Genomic DNA, 18293 nt, shown 5'->3' with positions numbered 1-18293 from the left:
TCCCCTCGCTCGTCCCCATCACGACCCCTCTCCCACACCCCGTCCACACCCGATCCACACCGCCGGGAAGCGCTATCCACAGGACGAGCCCGGATGAGGGAGGAACACAACATCTTGTGCCCGTAGCCCGGATGCAACACAAGGTGTAGTGTGAAGACATCTTCGGAAGCACTGCTCCGGAACAGCGTCCCCATCCCGGATCGCGAGTGAGACACCCGCACGATCCCCTCCCCAAGGAGCCTCAGATGACGATCACCGTCTACTCCAAGCCCCAGTGCCCCCAGTGCGAGGCGACGTACCGCGCCCTCGACAAGCAGGGCCTCGACTACCGGAAGATCGACGTCACCGAGGACGCTGAAGCGCTCGAGTACATCAAGGGCCTCGGCTACCAGCAGGCCCCCGTCGTCATGACCGCCGACGACCACTGGTCCGGATTCCGCCCCGACCGCATCAAGAAGGCCGCCGCCGCGGCGGCGGCCGCACCGCTCGCGGTCGGCCAGGCCTGATCCCCTCCCCCGTCCCGGCCGCCGCCAGGCGACCGGGACGATTCACGTCCGCCCCGCCCTCGCCGATCGAAGAAAGGAAGGCCGCCCATGGTGAAGGTCGTCTACTTCTCCTCGGCGACGAACAATACGAAGCGCTTCGTCGACAAGCTCGGCCTGCCCAATGAGCGCATCCCGCTGAGGAGAAGCGATCCGGCGCTGCACGTCGACGAGCCCTACGTCCTCATCGTCCCGACCTACGGGGGCGGCAACATCAAGGGGGCCGTCCCCAAGCAGGTCATCGCCTTCCTCAACGACCCGGAGAACCGCCGCCGCTGCGTCGGCGTGATCTCCTCGGGCAACACGAACTTCGGCACCGCCTACTGCCTCGCCGGCGACATCGTCTCGGCAAAACTGGGCATCCCCCACATGTACAAATTCGAGCTCCTCGGAACCCCCGAGGACGTCTCCCGAGTTCGCGAAGGACTGGAAGAGTTTTGGCAGAGAATCTCACCGACACCGGCCTAGAGGATATTTCCGACCCCGAGCTCGACTATCACGCGCTCAACGCCCAGCTCAACCTCTACGATGCCGAGGGGAGGATCCAGTTCGACGCGGACCGCAAAGCCGCCCGTCAGTACTTCCTCCAGCACGTCAACCAGAACACCGTCTTCTTCCACGACCTCGAGGAGAAGCTCGCCTACCTGGTCGACGAGGGCTACTACGAGGCCGAGGTCCTTCAGCAGTACGACTTCGCGGACGTCAAGGCCCTGTTCAAGCAGGCCTACGCCCACAAGTTCCGCTTCCCGACCTTCCTCGGGGCCTTCAAGTACTACACCTCGTACACGCTCAAGACCTTCGACGGGAAACGCTACCTCGAGCGCTTCGAGGACCGCGTCACCATGGTCGCCCTGTACCTCGCGCGCGGCGACGTCGCCCTCGCCCGCAACCTCGTCGACGAGATGATGACCGGGCGCTTCCAGCCGGCCACCCCAACCTTCCTCAACGCCGGCAAGCGGGCGCGAGGCGAGCTCGTCTCCTGCTTCCTCCTGCGCATCGAGGACAACATGGAGTCGATCGCCCGCGGCATCAACTCCGCCCTCCAGCTCTCCAAGCGCGGCGGCGGCGTCGCCCTGTCCCTCACGAACCTGCGCGAGGCGGGCGCGCCGATCAAGAAGATCCAGAACCAGTCCAGCGGCGTCGTCCCGGTGATGAAGCTCCTCGAGGACTCCTTCTCCTACGCGAACCAGCTCGGCGCGCGTCAGGGCGCGGGCGCGGTCTACCTGCACGCCCACCACCCCGACATCATGAGCTTCCTCGACACGAAGCGGGAGAACGCGGACGAGAAGATCCGCATCAAGACCCTCTCCCTCGGAGTCGTCATCCCCGACATCACCTTCGAACTGGCCCGCAACAACGAGGACATGTACCTCTTCAGCCCCTACGACGTCGAGCGCGTCTACGGCGTGCCCTTCTCGGAGATCTCCGTGACCGAGAAGTACCGCGAGATGGTCGACGACGGGCGCATCCACAAGAAGAAGATCAACGCCCGCCGCTTCTTCCAGACCCTCGCCGAGATCCAGTTCGAGTCCGGCTACCCGTACATCGTCTTCGAGGACACGGTGAACCGCGCGAACCCGATCAAGGGCCGGGTCACCATGTCGAACCTGTGCTCGGAGATCCTCCAGGTCTCCGAGGCCTCGACCTTCAACGAGGACCTCTCCTTCGACCACGTCGGCAAGGACATCTCCTGCAACCTCGGCTCGCTCAACATCGCCAAGACCATGGACTCCGAGGACTTCTCGAAGACGATCGAGACCGCGATCCGCGGCCTCACCGCCGTTTCGGACCTCTCCGACATCCAGGCCGTCCCCTCGGTGGCCAGGGGCAACCGGATGAGCCATGCGATCGGCCTCGGCCAGATGAACCTCCACGGCTACCTCGCCCGCGAGCGCGTCATGTACGGCTCCGAGGAGGCGCTCGACTTCACGAACATGTACTTCCTGGCCGTCGCCTATGAGGCGATCAAGGCCTCCTGCCTCATCGCCAAGGAGCGCGGGATGCGCTTCGAGGGCTTCGAGGACTCGAAGTACGCCACCGGCGAGTACTTCGCGAAGTACATCGAGGGCGATTGGACGCCGAAGACCGAGCGCTGCCGCGAGCTCCTCGCCGCCTCCTCGATCCGCATCCCGACGCCCGAGGACTGGAAGGCCCTCGCGGCCGATGTCGCGGCCCACGGCATGTACAACCAGAACCTCCAGGCGATCCCGCCGACCGGTTCGATCTCGTACATCAACAACTCGACCTCCTCGATCCACCCGATCGTCTCGCGGATCGAGATCCGCAAGGAGGGCAAGATCGGCCGCGTCTACTACCCGGCGCCCTACATGACGAACGACAATCTCGAGTACTACGTCGACGCCTACGAGATCGGCCCGGAGAGGATCATCGACACCTACGCCGTGGCGACCCAGCACGTCGATCAGGGCCTGTCGCTCACGCTCTTCTACCCGGACACGGTGACGACGCGCGACATCAACAAGTCCTACATCTACGCGTGGCGCAAGGGCATCAAGACCCTGTACTACATGCGCCTGCGTCAGATGGCCCTCGAGGGCACCGAGGTCGAGGGCTGCGTGTCCTGCATGCTCTGACCCTCCTCTTCCCGCTTCGGCATTCGGGCCCCGCCCTCGTTCATCGACGAGAGCGGGGCCTTTAGTCGAAACCCCTACCATGACCTAGGTCCCAAGTGTTAGGCTTCCCGCATCCAACGGCTTCCAGGGACACGGGACCTTCGACCCGGGCAATGACGCCTCAAGAAGTCCTGCAGCACCGTCCAGGACGCCCGCGCCCTGAGCACTCCAGGAAGGAATGCCCATGTCGACAACGACATTCCAAGCGATCGCGATGATCATCTACCTCGTCGCGATGGTGATGATCGGCCTCTTCGCCTACAACCGGACGAAGAGCCTCGACGACTACATGCTCGGCGGGCGAGGGCTCGGCCCCGCCGTCGCCGCCCTCTCAGCCGGCGCCGCGGACATGTCCGGCTGGCTCCTCATGGGCCTGCCCGGCGCCCTCTACGCCACCGGCCTCCTCGAGGGCTGGATCGCCGTCGGCCTCACGGTCGGCGCCTGGCTCAACTGGAAGTTCACCGCACCGCGCCTGCGCGCCTACTCGCAGATCGCCAAGGATTCGATCACGATCCCCTCCTTCCTCGGGGAGCGCCTGCGCGACACCTCGAAGACCGTCCGCATCGTGGCGGGCATCGTCATCACGGTCTTCTTCACCTTCTACGTCTCCTCCGGAATGGTCGCAGGCGGCTCCTTCTTCGAATCCTCCTTCGGCATGAACTACCACCTCGGCATGGTGATCGTCGCCGCGGTCACGGTCCTCTACACCCTCGTCGGCGGCTTCCTCGCCGTCTCATGGACGGATGTCGTCCAGGGCCTCATCATGCTCATCGCCCTCGTCGCCGTGCCGGTCGTCGGCATCCTCCACGTCGGCGGAATCGGCCCCCTCATCGAGCAGGTCAACGCCATCGACCCGACGATCCTGTCCTTCACCCACGGAGACCACGCCCTGTCGGGCGCCGCGATCCTCGGCATCGTCTCCGCGCTCGCCTGGGGACTGGGCTACTTCGGCCAACCGCACATCATCGTCCGCTTCATGGCGCTGCGCTCGGTCGCCGAAGCGAAGCAGGGCCGCCGCATCGGCATCGGCTGGATGATCCTGTCCGTCATCGGCGCCGGACTCACCGCCATCGTCGGCGTCGCCGTCTACCAGCACGACACCGGCAGGCTCGCCAACCCCGAGGGCGTCTTCATCGCCCTCGGCCAGATGCTCTTCCATCCGCTCCTCGCCGGCTTCATGCTCGCGGCGATCCTCGCGGCCATCATGTCGACGATCTCCTCCCAGCTCCTGGTCACCTCCTCCGCCCTCGTCGAGGACATCTACCACGCCTTCACGAAGCGGGAGCTGTCCGGCGCGGACGGCGTCCTCGCCGGGCGCATCGCAGTCGGCGCGGTCTCAGTCGTCGCCGCCCTGCTCGCATGGCCCAGGTCGGACACGATCCTCGGCCTCGTCGCCTTCGCATGGGCGGGCTTCGGCGCCTCCTTCGGGCCGATCGTCATCCTCGCCCTCTACTGGAGGAGGCTCACCGCGAAGGGCGCGATCGCGGGCATGATCACGGGCGCCGTCGTCGTCGGCATCTGGGGGAACGTCTCGGGCGGCATCTTCGACCTGTACGAGATCGTCCCCGGATTCCTCCTCAACCTCCTCGTCGCGATCGCGATCTCTTCGGCGACCCACAGTCCCCATGCTGAGATTGAAGCAGAAATGGATCAAGTCGTAGCGCAGACTAAGGGAATCTAAACCCTTCGATCCGAGTCCGCGCCCGCATTCAACAGAAGCGGGTCGGCCCCGGCGCCCAGGGCGCCGGGGCCCGGACCTTGTCCACGCCCCCGCCCGACCGCACACCGCATAAGGAACTACGCATCATGACCGACAGCACCGACTTCACCACGATCGTCGACCGCGCCCTCGAAACCGCCAGGCGCTGGGCGAGCGCCTCGACGAACCATCCGATCGACCCCGCCGCGAAACTCCTCGCGGGCGTCCTCGACGACGAGGACGGCCTCGACTACACCGTCTCCTTCGTCGACGGGGTCATCCGACCCGAGGACCGCAAGGTCGCGGCCCGCCACCTCGGCGAGCTCGGCGACAAGAACCCCAAGTTCCTCCCCTGGTACCTGCGCACGCCCGCCCTCATCGGCGGGAAGGCCGGACGCCTCCTCCCCAACCTCGCGATCCCCGCGGCCCGCAAGGTCTTCGCGCGCCTCGTCGGCGACCTCGTCGTCGACGTCACCGACGACAAGCTCGGCCCCGCCATCGAACGCCTCCGCGCCGGCGGCGCCCGCCTCAACATGAACCTCCTCGGCGAAGCGGTCCTCGGCGAGAAGGAGGCGCGCAAGCGCCTCGACGACACGCGCCGGCTCCTCGAGCGCCCCGACGTCGACTACGTCTCCCTCAAAGTCTCGGCCGTCACCGGCCCCCACAACCCCTGGGGCTACGAACAGGTCGTTGAGCACGCCGTCAGCCAGCTCCTCCCCCTCTACCAGTACGCCGCCAAGGCCGGGGGCAAGTTCATCAACCTCGACATGGAGGAGTACCACGACCTCCACCTCACCGTCGACGTCTTCAAGAAGATCCTCGACCGCGAGGACTGCCTCGGCCTGCGCGCCGGCATCGTCCTCCAGGCCTACCTGCCCGACACCCTCGACGCGATGAAGGACCTCCAGGAATGGGCCGCCGCGCGCCGAGCGCGCGGCGGAGCCCCCATCAAGGTCCGCGTCGTCAAGGGCGCGAACCTCGCGATGGAACGCGTCGAAGCCCAGATCCGCGGCTGGAACCTCACGACCTGGGACTCCAAGCAGGCGACCGACGCCAACTACGTCCGCATCCTCGACTGGGCGATGCGCCCCGAGCGCACGGCGAACGTCAACCTCGGCGTCGCCGGTCACAACCTCTTCACCGTCGCGTGCGCATGGGAGCTCGCCAAGGAGCGCGGCGTCACCTCCGAAGTCGAATTCGAGATGCTCTCGGGCATGGCGACCCAGCAGGCGGCGGCCGTGCGCGAAGAGGTCGGCAGCCTCCTCCTCTACGTCCCCGTCGTCCACCCCGAGGAGTACGACGTCGCGATCGCCTACCTCGTGCGCCGCCTCGAGGAGAACTCCGCCGACGAGAACTTCATGGCCTCGATCTTCGACATCGGAACCGACCCCGCCGCCTTCGAGAAGGAGCGCACGCGCTTCCTCGCCGCCATCGACCAGATGAGAGCCGAGGGCGAGTCCCGCGTCGGCCCGACCCGCCACCAGAACCGCCTCGCGGAATCCCCCGAGGACCTGGCCTCCGCCCTCAAGGACGAGGAGGGGACCTGGACCTTCGCGAACACCCCCGACTCCGACCCGGCGCTCCCGGCGAACCTCGAATGGGCGCGCGGGATCGCGGCCCGCGTGCCCGCCTCCACGCTCGGCGTCGACACCATCGGGGCCGCCCTCGTCGAGGACGCCGAAACCCTCGACGCACTGGTGACGGCCGCCGCCGAAGCCGGACGGGAGTGGGGCGCGAAGTCCGCCGCCGAACGCTCCGAGATCCTCCACCGTGCCGGCGTCGAACTCGCGCGCCGCCGCGCTGATCTCATCGAGGTCGCCGGATCCGAGCTCGGCAAGTCCCTCGAGCAGGCCGACGTCGAAGTATCCGAGGCCACCGACTTCGCCCACTACTACGCCCAGTCCGCCCTCGAACTCGAGCGGATCGACGGCGCCGAATTCCACCCCGTGGCCCTCACCCTCGTCACGCCGCCGTGGAACTTCCCCCTCGCGATCCCCGCGGGCGGAGTCCTCGCGGCCCTCGCCGCCGGGTCGGCCGTCATCCTCAAGCCCGCGCCCCAGGCGAAGCGATGCGGCGCGCTCATCGCCGAGTGCCTGTGGGCCGCCGGAATCCCGAAGGAGGCCCTCGCCCTCGTCGACGTCGCCGAGAACGACCTCGGCAAGGCCCTCCTCACCCACGGGGCCGTCGAGCGCGTCGTCCTCACCGGCGCCGCCGACACCGCGAAGCTCTTCCGCTCCTGGGACCCGACGATGCGGATCATGGCCGAGACCTCGGGCAAGAACGCCATCGTCATCACGCCCTCGGCGGACCTCGACCTCGCCGTCAAGGACGTCGTCAACTCCGCCTTCGGGCACGCCGGCCAGAAGTGCTCGGCCGCGTCCTACGTGATCCTCGTCGGCAGCGTCGGCTTCTCCACGCGCGTGCGCGACCAGCTCCTCGATGCGGTCCGCTCCCTCCACGTCGCCTGGGCCGATGACCTCTCCGCCCAGATGGGACCGCTCGCCGCCGAGCCCACGGGCAAGCTCCTCAGGGGGCTCACGACCCTCGAGCCCGGGCAGAAGTGGGAGATCGCGCCGCGCCGCCTCGACGACACGAACCGCCTGTGGAGCCCGGGCATCCGCTCGGGCGTCGAGCCCGGCAGCGAATACCACCTCACCGAGTACTTCGGCCCGATCCTCGGCATCATGCGCGTCGACACCCTCGACGAGGCGATCGAGGCGCAGAACGCCACGGAGTACGGCCTCACCGCGGGCCTGCACTCCCTCGACCCGGACGAGATCAACCAGTGGCTCAACGGGATCCAGGCGGGCAACGCCTACGTCAACCGCGGGATCACGGGCGCCATCGTGCAGCGCCAGCCCTTCGGCGGCTGGAAGCGCTCGGTCGTCGGCGAGGGCGCGAAGGCGGGCGGGCCGAACTACCTCTTCGGATTCGGCTCCTTCACCCCGGCGACGCCCTCGGCCGCCGGAACGCCGACGAAGCCGCAGCTCAAAGAGCTCGCCGGGATCGGCCGCGCCCTCCTCGACGAAGAGGGATCGCGCAAGCTCGACGCGGCGATCGCCTCGGACTGCGCCGCCCTCGCCTCCGAGTTCGACGTCCTCCACGACCCGTCCCGGGTTCCCGCCGAGCGCAACCTCCTGCGCTACGTCCCGCTCCCGGTGACGATCCGGGCGGGCGCCGCATCCGGAATCGGGGATCTCCTCCGCGTCCTCTCGGCCGGCCTCGCCCTCGGCGCCATCCGCCGGACGGAGACGGGAGCCTTCGAACGGGCCTTCGCGGGCGGCGGCCACGCCCCCATGTCCCTGCGCGTCTCGAGCGCGACGCCCCTCCCCGCCGAGATCCTCGCCCTCCTCGAAGCTCACGGAGTCGAATACGGGGTCGAGGACGCCGCGTCCTTCGCAGCCTCCCTCAAGCGCAAGGGGATCGCGCTCGACGAGAGGATCCGCCTCATCGGGGAGGACGGCGACGCCCTGCGGAGCGCCCTCGACGGTTCGATCGACCTCGCGGTGTGGGACGCCCCCGTCACGGCCGCGGGCCGGATCGAAATCCTGCCCTTCGTCCATGAGCAGGCCATCTCGATCACCAACCACCGATTCGGCAACCGCACGCCGCTGAGCACCCAGGTGCTCGCGGGCTGACACCGGCGGACCGCTCCCCCATGACAGGGCCGACGACGCCCGGGAGCCAATCAGGGGCTCCCCTCATTCCTCTCGAGTCCCCAGATCCCTAGAATCTGAAGTGTTTCCACATGAAGAAAGGCTTCCAGTGAGCACCGAAGAGACCACTCCCCTCCCGGCGAGCCCCGAGGACCAGGGCGCCCCCTACGACGCCCAGGGCACGGGCCCCTTCGCCGCGCAGAGCACTGAGAACGCGCAAGCGCCCGAAGGCGATCAGGCCCCCTATGCGGCCCCCAACGCCTACGCAGCCCCGAATCCCCACGCCCCCTACGGCGCTCCCGCGCCCGCATGGGGAGCTCCGCAGGGCGCCTATTTCCCCAATCCGCTCGTCGAATCGCTTCGGACGAACTCCGTGATCTGCCTCGTCCTGGGCATCCTCGGCCTCATCGCCTTCGGCCCCTTCACCGCCGTCCCCGCCTGGGTCTGGGGCAACTCGATCCTCAACAAGGCGCAGGCCAACGGCATCGACGAGTCGGTCGTGGCGAACGCGAAGGTCGGGAAGATCCTCGGCATCGTGGGCACCGCCATCTGGGCGGCCCTCATCGTCCTGTTCCTCCTCTTCCTCTTCTTCACGATCTTCGCGATCTTCGCCGGCATGGCCGCGCAGCCGATCCCGTACTGATCCCCCTCCCCATCGGCCCCGCGGCCGATGGGGACCGACACGCCCGCGCGGGGCGCACCCACCGGGTGCGCCCCGCGCCCAGTCTCACATCCGCCTCCGCCTCGACCCGCCATCAGCACCGCTAGGCTGAGCCCATGACGCCCCGCTTCGACCCCTCCGACCGACCCCGCCGACGCTCCGGCTCCGACCAGGACCTCCTCTCGGACCTCAGGCGCTTCGACGGCCGCCCCTACGGGACCTACAAGTCGGTGATCGGCGACTGGGACTACGGCGACTTCACGCTCGCCATCGACCGCGTCCAATCCGACCCCTACGCCCCGCCCTCGGCGATCCGCGCGATCGCGACGCCGAAGACCATGGGGCTGCCCGCCGAGGCCCTCGCCTCGGGGCGCGCCCGCCTCGCCGCCGCCGACTTCCTCGCCCGCTCGATCGAGATCGCCATCAAGAACCGCGCCCGCGGGGGCGGCGTCCGCATCGCCCACCCCGGCCAGGAGATCCTCCAGCGCTCCAGCGCGACCGTCTTCCCCGACCGCGTCGAGGTCCGCCTCCAGGTCCAGATGCCCGCGCGCGGCCGCACGATCCTCGGCCATGAGGCCGCCCGCATCTTCGACGTCGACGTCCCCAACGTCATCATGGACGCCTTCGACTTCGTCTCCGACGACGGCGAGACGCGCATCAAGACCGCCGCCCTCCTGTCCCACATCGCCGTCTACGAGGACCACTGCGCCCTCGTCGACGAGCTCGAAGCGAAGAACTGGGTGGCCTTCGTCGCCGACGGCTCGATCCTGGCCCGCAGATCCGGCGTCTCACAGGCGCCGCTGGACGAGGCGATCCCCTTCTCCTCGCCGGAGAGCCTGCGCGAAACCGTCGAACTCCCCCACGCGGGCGCCGTCACCGGCATGGCGATCCGCCCGGGCGTCACCCTCATCGTCGGCGGCGGCTACCACGGCAAGTCGACCCTGCTCGGCGCCCTCCAGCGCGGCGTCTACGCGCACGTCCCCGGCGACGGCCGCGAGCGCGTCGCCGCCCTGCCCGAGGCGATGAAGGTCCGCGCCGCCGACGGGCGCGCCGTCACCGGGGTCGACGTCTCCCCCTTCATCTCCCACCTCCCGACCGGCGCCGACACGCGCGCCTTCTCAACCGAGAACGCCTCGGGATCGACCTCGCAGGCCGCGGCCCTCATGGAGGCGGTCGAGCTCGGCTCGCGCCTCCTCCTCATCGACGAGGACACCTCCGCGACGAACCTCCTCATCCGCGATGAGCGCATGAGAGCCCTGGTCGCCGCGGAGAAGGAGCCGATCACCCCGCTCGTCGACCGGATCGGGGCGCTCGCCTCGTCAGGCGTGTCGACGGTCATGGTCATGGGCGGTTCGGGCGATTACCTCGACATCGCCGACACGGTCCTCATGCTCGATTCCTACCGCTGCCTCGACGTCACCCGCCGCGCGCGCGAGCTCGTCGACCAGATGCCGCGTCCGCGCAACGACGAATCCGCCTTCACCCCGCCCGAACCCCGCATCCCTCTGCGCCAGCGCCCGGCCGAGTCGAGGACGAAGACGAAATCCTCGGGCCTCGATGAGATCATCCTCGACCGTCAGACCGTCTCCCTGTCCGACCTCGAGCAGATCGTCGACCCGGGCCAGACGGAGGCGATCGCCTGGGCGATGCGGGCGATCCTCGAGCATTTCGCCACGGGCGCCGCCCCGCTCGGCGACCTCCTCGACCGTCTCGAGCGCCAGGTCAACTCCGAAGGACTGGATGCGGCGGCGAAGTTCGGCGCCCGCGAGTTCCCCGCCTTCCTCGTGCGCCCCCGCCGCATCGACATCGGCGCGGCGATCAACCGCTACCGGGGACTGCGGCTCGGCTCCTGAAGCGCGCGGGAATCCCCGCCCTGCCGACCTCGTCGCCCGCGCGCCTTCGCTTCCGGACTTCTTCGAGGGAAGAACCGAGAAGGGCCACCATCAGGGACCAGAAGAAGGCCGCCCCCGGGAGTCGGATCCCCTTGGCCATGACGTAGATCAGGATGGCGATGGCAACGAGGTTGCCGCCCCAGGTGAACAGGGGCGCCAGGTTCAAAACCCTGTCCCACCTCCCACTGCGTTTCACGCTCAGCCCCCCTTCCTCTGCCCGGATGAGAATCTCAGGATTCCGCCTTTCCGAGATTCTCGCGAGAGCATCGTCGCCTCCGCTGCACTCGATGCTACGAGCGGCGAAATGCTCGAACCAGTCTTTTCCCAGCGAAGACCATGTGGTACGGAACCGGGTCAAGCCCGCGTTCCGGGCACTTCAGGGGGCATCAGGGGACTTTTCGGGAGGATCCCCAATAGTCGCGAAGCATGATGCGCGCCACTCTTGAAGCATGAGCAATCCCATGACATCACATCCCGCAGTCCCGGCTTCCGACTCCTTCGCACCCGTCGTCCGCCTCGAACAGGTCTCGAAGATCTACGGCGAAGGCGAAACCCGCGTCGCCGCCCTCGACGCCGTGTCCACCTCCTTCGATCAGGGCGCCTTCACCGCGATCATGGGCCCCTCGGGCTCGGGCAAATCCACGATGCTCCACGTCCTCGCCGGACTCGACGCCCCCACCTCCGGAGAGGTGTACATCGAGGGCCGTCCGATCACCGGCCTGAAAGACGACCACCTCACCCGGCTGAGGCGCGACCGCATCGGCTTCGTCTTCCAGTCCTTCAACCTCGTCCCCACCCTCGACGCGCGGGCGAACATCGAACTCCCCCTCAGCCTCGCGGGCGCCGCACCCGACCGCCACTGGCTCTCGACCATCGTCGACGTCCTCGGACTCGGCTCCCGCCTCCACCACCTGCCCTCCCAGCTCTCAGGCGGCCAGCGCCAAAGAGTCGCGATCGCCAGGGCCCTCGCCTCCAAGCCCGCCGTCATCGTCGCCGACGAACCGACCGGCAACCTCGACTCCCAGGCGAGCAGCGAAGTCCTCACCCTCCTGCGCGACGCCGTCGACCACCTCGGACAGTCCGTCATCATGGTCACCCACGATCAGTCGGCGGCACTGAACGCCGATCGCGTCCTCGTCATGCGCGACGGACGGATCCGCGCCGACCTCCTCGCCCCCTCCGCCCCCGAGCTCGCCGAGGCCGCACGATGAACCGCCTCCTCCGCGCGAACCTGCGCTCCCATGCGCGCCGCTACATCGCGACCGGTCTCGCGGTCGCCATCTCCACAGCCTTCGTCCTCGCCTTCCTCGCCCTCGGCAACGGGATGAACGCCGTCCTCGAACGCATCACCGCCTCCGAATACAAGGGGGCCTCGGTCATCGTCTCCCCCGGAAACGACTTCTCCCCGACCAACGCCGACGGGCGGGACGCCCTCAAAGCCCTCATCCCCAGAATCGACGGGGTCGAAGGGGTCGGCGCCGTCGCCCCCGTCTCCTCCGCCTACCTCCTCCTCGCGAAGGACGGGACGCGCTCCAACCTCATGGTGCAGGCGCTCATGCCGACGCCCTTCTCCGCGCCCACGCCCTCGACGGGATCCCTGCCCTCCTCACCCGGGCAGATCGCCCTCGACGAAGTGAGCGCCTCCCGTCTCGGCGTGTCCGTCGGCGACCCCCTCGAAATCGCCCCGGCCTTCGCCGAGAACCCCTCTCCCGCCACCTTCACCGTCTCCGCCCTCCTCCCCCATTCGACCCTGCGTCCTGAAAGCGCCGTCATGACGCCCCAGGGCCTCGACGCCGCCTCCCACGGCGAATCCTCGACCAACCGCCTCCTCATCGCCAGCAGCGCGGCCTCGCCCTCGAACGCCGAACTCAAGGCCCTTTCCAAGAGCGTCGCCGCCGTCCTCGCCGACCAGGACCTCGAGGTCAAGACCGCCGACGAGGCGCGCGAACAGGCCCTCAAGGACCTCGCAGCCGGATCCACCGGGATCCAGGTCGTGCTCCTCGTCTTCCCGATCATCTCCGTCATCGTCGCCTCGATCGTCGTCGCCTCGACCTTCCGCGTCCTCCTCACGCAGCGGACGCGCGAACTCGCGCTCCTGCGCGCGGTCGGCACGACCCGCCGCCAGATCCGATCCCTCCTCCTGCGCGAAGCCCTCCTCGTCGGGCTCGCCTCCTCCGCGATCGGCGTCCTCATCGGCCTCCTCATCGGCTGGGGGGTCCTCACCGGCTTCGGCTTCCTGGGGGCGGCTGAGGCGCTGAAGACCGTCGTCTCGCCCTCGAGGATCATCGGCACCTTCGCGCTCGGCACCCTCATGACCCTCCTGGCGGGTCTGCGCCCCGCCCTCGCAATGGGGCGCCTCACCCCGATGGAGGCCCTCGCGAACGCGGAGGCCGAACGCACCGGATCGGCGCGCTCCCACAGGATCCTCCTCACCGTCTCCCTCCTCGTCGCCGCCCTCGGGGCTGCGGGCATGGCCTACGGCCTCCAGAACCGGGGCAGCGAATCCTCCTTCCTCATCGCCTTCTCCTCCGGCATGGTCATCCTCGTCGCCATGATGGTCGCGGGACTGGGGATCGTCCCCCTGCTCGCGCGCGCCTGGGGAGCCCTCGCGCGCGGCACGACCGGGAGGCTCGCCCGGGGCAACGCCCTGCGCAACCCGGGGCGCACCGCCTCCACAGGCATCGCGATCGCCATCGGCGTCACCCTCATCACGATGATGAGCGTCGGCGCCTCCTCGACGAAGGCGACCCTGGAGACCGAGGTCTACGCCCACTACCCCTACGACCTCAACGTCTCGACTCCTTCGGGGGCCCTCTCCGAGGCCGAACTCGCACGGATCCAGGACCTCGAGGGCGTCGACGCCGCGATCGGAGTGCGCGGAGCCGCCGGGACCATCGAGAGCGCCGCGAATACGACGAACGGCGGAGCTCAAGCCGGAACAGCGGCGGATCCCGACTCATTCGTCTCGCTGCAGGGGATTCCCGATCTCACCCCCGTCGCCCACGCCCCCGTCGAGGCGATCCCGGACTCGATCGTCCGCGTCCCCTCCGATCTGGCCGGGGACGGCGAGAAGATGCGGGTGTGCGCCGAGGGCGGTTCCTGCGCGGACTTCACCGCCGAGGCGAATGAGAAGATCCCCTACGGCCAGATCCAGCTCTCGGCGGCCTCCCTCAAGAGGATCGCGCCGGACGCCCCGATCGCCACCATCGTCGTCAAGACCGGCTCCGAGGACGTCCAGGGGCTCCAATCGCGCCTCCTCTCCCTCGACCCCTCCTACATGGTCTTCGGCCCCGCCCTCGAAAGGCAGACCTACACGAAGACCATCGACGCGATCCTCGCCATCGTCGTCGGTCTGCTCGCCGTCTCCGTCGTCGTCGCCCTCGTCGGCGTGACGAACACCCTCGGCCTGTCGGTCGCCGAGCGCACGCGCGAGAACGGGCTGCTGCGCGCCCTGGGCACGACCAAGCGAGGGATCCAGCGGATGCTCGCCCTCGAAGCGCTCATCATCGCACTCGCCGGATCGACCCTCGGCCTCCTCCTCGGCGTCGGCTTCGGGATCGCGGGCACCTACGCGCTGCCCTTCGAGGAGATCGACCGGACGATCATCTCGATCCCCTGGCCGATCCTCGGCGCGGTCGTCGCGGGCTCCGTCCTCGCCGCGCTCGCCGCCTCATGGTGGCCGGGGCGCAGGGCCGCGAAGACGAGCCCGGTGGAGGCCCTCGCAACCGAGTGACCCCGAGCGCAGGGGGCGGCGACTGATGGGGGATCGCATCCCCTCCGGAGTCCGCCGCCCCTGCGCTGCGGGCGGCCCGGCCGAGAATCCCTCAGACTCCGAGGAAGTCCCTGATCGCGGGCATCTCCCTGCGGATCTGCGCGAGCCCTGACCGGTAGGCCGTCTCCAGGCGGGACTTGCGCATCTGCGTGTTCGAGATCGGCATCGTCTCGGGGAAGAACAGGTAGGCGCGCCCCCTGGCCTCGAGGTCGAAGAGCTTCTCGCGCGCCGCGTTGTAGCGCGCCGGACGCCGTGCGACCCCCTCGTACACCGAGGGGAGATCGCGGAACCTCATCTTCAGAGCCGCGCCGACCACCGGGCGCATCGCGCCCTTCACGTAGTCGCGCGGCCGGGTCGCGATGACGAGGAACTTCGAGTAGCCGTCGCGCATCGGCGCGTCGAGCGGGATGCCCCCGTTCGGTCCGAGCGCACCATCGACGTAGACGTCCCCGTCGATGACGGTCGGCGGCATGAGGATCGGCAGCGTCGACGAGGCCCTCACCGCCGGCCCGAGCGTCTCGAGGGTCGACATGTCCTCCTTGGCGAACCAGCGCATCGCACCGCGGCTCGCATTGAAGGCCCCCACCCTCGTCGTCGCCGGATTGTCGACGAAAGTGGCGATGTCGAAGGGCATCGCGCCTTCGGGACGGGCGATCCGCTCGTAGATGTACTCGGCGTTGAACAGCCCCTCGCCCCTGCGCAAATGCGCCAGACCGCCGAACTCGGGATCGTCGACGATGTCGACGAAGGTCGCGTAGGAGCGCGCAGGGTCCCGCGAGACGTAGTTGCACACGTGGGACGAACCGGCCGAAATCCCCGACACGTGGTCGAAGAAGAGCCCCTCGGCGAGGAGCTCGGACACGACCGCCGCGGTATAGGCGTTGCGCATCCCGCCGCCCTCGAAGACGAGGGCGGTATCGGTGACGGTCGAGACGAGGGGCGTTCGCGATGTCATGGAGGGCACGCCCCGACCCTATTCCTCCTCGCTCGTGTCGCGCACAGGCGGACTTCAAGCGGACGGGCGAGCATTCCCCCGGCCCGCATTCCGCGCCCCGCTAAAGAGCGGGGCGGGCCCTGCACGGGAGCGGGGCGCGTCTCGCGCCTAGAGTAGGCCCATGACCGAAACGCCCTCCCTTCCTCCCCTCGCCGAGCGCCGCTTCGGATACCGCGTGCGCGACATCCACTCCGATCGTTTCGACGACGGCTGGGACTGGCTCCGCGACGAATCCGACCCCCAAGTCGTCGCCCACCTCGATGCGGAGAACGCCTGGGCCGACGAGGCGTGCCGCCCGACCTCGCCGCTCGCGAAGCGGATCGAGACGGAGGTCAGGGCCCGCACCGCACTCGACGACGTGAGCGTCCCCGTCCTCGAGGGCGGCTTCTGGTACTTCCGGCGCTGGCGCGAAGGCGATTCCTACGCGACCCACCACCGCGTCCCCGCGCCCGCCGAAGCGCTGGGCCCCCGGGACCTCCCGCCGACCCCCGCCCTCGACGAGCCCCTCCCCGGCGAAGAGCTCGTCCTCGACGAGAACGCCGAAGCCGCCGGTCACGAGTTCTTCCGCGCCGCCGACCTGGTCCCCAGCCCCGACGGGCGCCTCGTCGCCTGGGCCCGCGACCTCGCCGGCGACGAACGGCATCAGTGGATCATCCGCGAGGTCGCGACCGGCCGGACGATCGACGAGGAAGTCGCCGACGCGGGCTACGGCTTCGCCTGGGCGGCCGACTCCGCGTCCTTCCTCTACGTCGGCGTCGACGAGGCGTGGCGCTCCTGCGAGATCTGGCACCACCGGCTCGGCGCATCCCGGGACGAGGACCGCCTCCTCCTCGTCGAGGACGACGAGCGCTTCGAGATGGGCATCCTCGACTCGGCCGACCCCCGCCTCGTGATCATCGCATCGGCCTCGACGACCTCCGGACGGGCGTGGGCCTGGTCGCCCCACTTCCCCGCTTCCCGCCCCCTCCCGCTCGTCGCATCCGCACCGGATGTTCAGGTCTCGGTCGAGTCCGCCGGAGACCACCTGCTCCTCATCCATACGGCCTCGAGCCGAGAAGGCTCCCTCGCGGCAGCGCCCCTGCCCGCCGACCTCGACGAGCGCTTCGCCGCCGTCGCCGTCGGCCCGGACTTCTCGCGCGCGGCCCTCCAGAACCGCGCTGCGGGCGAAGCGCTGCCCGGTCTCGCACCGCTCGCACCCCTCGCCCCTGCCGAGACCTGGATCTCCCTGCGCGAGGCGGCCGAGGGCGAGCGCCTCCTCGAAGTCGAGGCCTTCGCAGGATGCGCGCTCCTCACGATGCGCTCCAAGGCGCTCACCCAGGTCGAGTACCGGACCCGTCGCCTCCCCGTCGAAGCCGACCGGGGCTCCCGCCCTCGGCCCCTGAGCGCGGAGGAGATCGCGCAGCTGTGGGGGCCGGGCCGTTTCGTCGACTCGCAGACCGAGGTGCGGACGATCCAGACCGCGCCCGGACCGCGATTCGGCGACCGCTTCTTCCGCGTGTCCCTCCAGTCGCAGATCCAGCCGCCCCTCACGCTGCAGGTCGACCCCGCCGGCGGTCGGACCCGCCTGCTCAAGGAGGAGAGCGCCCCCGGGTGGGATCCCTCCCGCTTCGTCGAAGAGCGCGTGTGGGTGACGGGCCGCGACGGCCGCACACGGATCCCCGTCACCCTCGTCCATCGCGCCGATGTCGTGCCCGACGGGACGAACGCCGGCTGGCAGATCGGCTACGGCTCCTATGAGATCTCCTACGACCCGGAGTTCGAGACCCTGCGCCTGCCCCTCCTCGAACGCGGCCTCGTTTTCGCGATCGCGCACGTCCGCGGCGGCGGCGAACTCGGGCGCGCCTGGTACGAGGACGGGAAGATGCTGGTCAAACGGCATACTTTCGAGGACTTCATCGACGTGGGCTCCTGGCTCATCGACTCGGGCTGGGTCGCGCCCGACCGCCTCATCGCGGAGGGCCGCAGCGCCGGCGGGCTCCTCATGGGCGCGGTCCTCAACATGGCGCCCTCCCTTTTCCGGGTCGTCATCGCGGGCGTCCCCTTCGTCGATGCGCTCACGACGATCCTCGACCCGTCGCTGCCGCTCACGGTCGGCGAGTGGGAGGAGTGGGGCAACCCGATCGAGGACCCCGAGGTCTTCGCCGCGATGAAGGCCTACACGCCCTATGAGAACGTCCCCGGAGGAGTCCCGCTTCCCGCGGTGATGGCGACGACCTCGGTGAACGACACGCGCGTCGAATTCGTCGAGCCGACGAAGTGGGTCCAGCGCCTCCGCGAGGCCTCGGGAGCCGCGAGCGATCCGGTCCTCGCCCGCGAGCGTCCGATCGTCCTGCGCACTCAGATGGTCGCCGGTCACGCCGGCCCCTCGGGGCGCGAGGGCCGCTGGGCCGCGCGCGCGGAGGAGTTCGCCTTCGCGCTCGGGCAGGTGGGCATCGGGGAGTGAG

At 69.1% G+C, this 18293-nt stretch carries 12 protein-coding genes; 10 read left to right on the top strand and 2 right to left on the bottom strand.

Annotated features, from left to right (window positions below; genetic code table 11):
- Positions 1–245: 245 nt before the first annotated feature.
- The 7 genes from nrdH (at position 246) to HD592_RS01350 (ending at position 11044) form a co-directional block, all read left to right on the top strand.
- A complete protein-coding gene (gene nrdH / locus HD592_RS01380; protein WP_154475488.1) occupies positions 246–506 on the top strand; it encodes a glutaredoxin-like protein NrdH in 261 nt (86 codons plus the stop codon).
- 87 nt (positions 507–593) lie between these two features.
- Positions 594–1010, top strand: a complete 417-nt coding sequence (gene nrdI / locus HD592_RS01375) for a class Ib ribonucleoside-diphosphate reductase assembly flavoprotein NrdI (RefSeq protein WP_154475490.1) — start codon at positions 594–596, stop codon at positions 1008–1010.
- Positions 980–3136 (top strand): class 1b ribonucleoside-diphosphate reductase subunit alpha, encoded by a 2157-nt coding sequence (gene nrdE / locus HD592_RS01370; RefSeq protein ID WP_184451397.1) that lies wholly within the window; start codon positions 980–982, stop codon positions 3134–3136. The genes nrdI and nrdE overlap by 31 nt, the downstream gene beginning before the upstream one ends.
- Positions 3137–3359: 223 nt before the next feature.
- The gene (putP, locus tag HD592_RS01365; RefSeq protein ID WP_184451396.1) at positions 3360–4856 is read left to right on the top strand and encodes a sodium/proline symporter PutP; all 1497 of its coding nucleotides are present in this window, start codon (positions 3360–3362) and stop codon (positions 4854–4856) included.
- Positions 4857–4981: 125 nt separating this feature from the next.
- Positions 4982–8512, top strand: coding sequence for a bifunctional proline dehydrogenase/L-glutamate gamma-semialdehyde dehydrogenase (locus tag HD592_RS01360; RefSeq protein ID WP_184451395.1), 3531 nt, complete (start codon positions 4982–4984; stop codon positions 8510–8512).
- A 127-nt stretch (positions 8513–8639) separates the two neighbouring features.
- Positions 8640–9173 (top strand): hypothetical protein, encoded by a 534-nt coding sequence (locus tag HD592_RS01355; RefSeq protein WP_184451394.1) that lies wholly within the window; start codon positions 8640–8642, stop codon positions 9171–9173.
- A 134-nt stretch (positions 9174–9307) separates the two neighbouring features.
- Positions 9308–11044: an ABC-ATPase domain-containing protein gene (locus HD592_RS01350; protein ID WP_184451393.1), complete on the top strand. Its 1737-nt coding sequence runs from the start codon at positions 9308–9310 to the stop codon at positions 11042–11044.
- Here the strand turns inward: HD592_RS01350 and HD592_RS01345 are convergent.
- The gene (locus HD592_RS01345) at positions 11010–11279 is read right to left on the bottom strand and encodes a hypothetical protein (protein ID WP_184451392.1); all 270 of its coding nucleotides are present in this window, start codon (positions 11277–11279) and stop codon (positions 11010–11012) included. The two genes, HD592_RS01350 and HD592_RS01345, sit on opposite strands and share 35 nt — an antisense overlap.
- Positions 11280–11532: 253 nt before the next feature.
- On the opposite strand from HD592_RS01345, the gene HD592_RS01340 reads away from it, so the two are divergent.
- Together HD592_RS01340 and HD592_RS01335 are read left to right on the top strand one after the other, a co-directional pair.
- Positions 11533–12294: an ABC transporter ATP-binding protein gene (locus tag HD592_RS01340; protein WP_246429959.1), complete on the top strand. Its 762-nt coding sequence runs from the start codon at positions 11533–11535 to the stop codon at positions 12292–12294.
- Entirely contained in the window at positions 12291–14816 is a 2526-nt protein-coding gene (locus HD592_RS01335) for an ABC transporter permease (protein ID WP_184451391.1), read from the top strand. The genes HD592_RS01340 and HD592_RS01335 overlap by 4 nt, the downstream gene beginning before the upstream one ends.
- 91 nt (positions 14817–14907) lie before the next feature.
- Here the strand turns inward: HD592_RS01335 and HD592_RS01330 are convergent, their stop codons facing one another.
- Positions 14908–15810: a patatin-like phospholipase family protein gene (locus HD592_RS01330; protein ID WP_184454321.1), complete on the bottom strand. Its 903-nt coding sequence runs from the start codon at positions 15808–15810 to the stop codon at positions 14908–14910.
- A gap of 160 nt (positions 15811–15970) precedes the next feature.
- On the opposite strand from HD592_RS01330, the gene HD592_RS01325 reads away from it, so the two are divergent.
- Positions 15971–18292, top strand: coding sequence for a S9 family peptidase (locus tag HD592_RS01325; protein ID WP_184451390.1), 2322 nt, complete (start codon positions 15971–15973; stop codon positions 18290–18292).
- Position 18293: the final 1 nt, after the last annotated feature.

The sequence above is a fragment of the Schaalia hyovaginalis genome, from assembly GCF_014208035.1.
Taxonomy (GTDB): domain Bacteria; phylum Actinomycetota; class Actinomycetes; order Actinomycetales; family Actinomycetaceae; genus Pauljensenia; species Pauljensenia hyovaginalis.
Note: the sequence above shows the minus strand (reverse complement) of the source record. Positions and strands in the feature narration are given on the sequence as shown.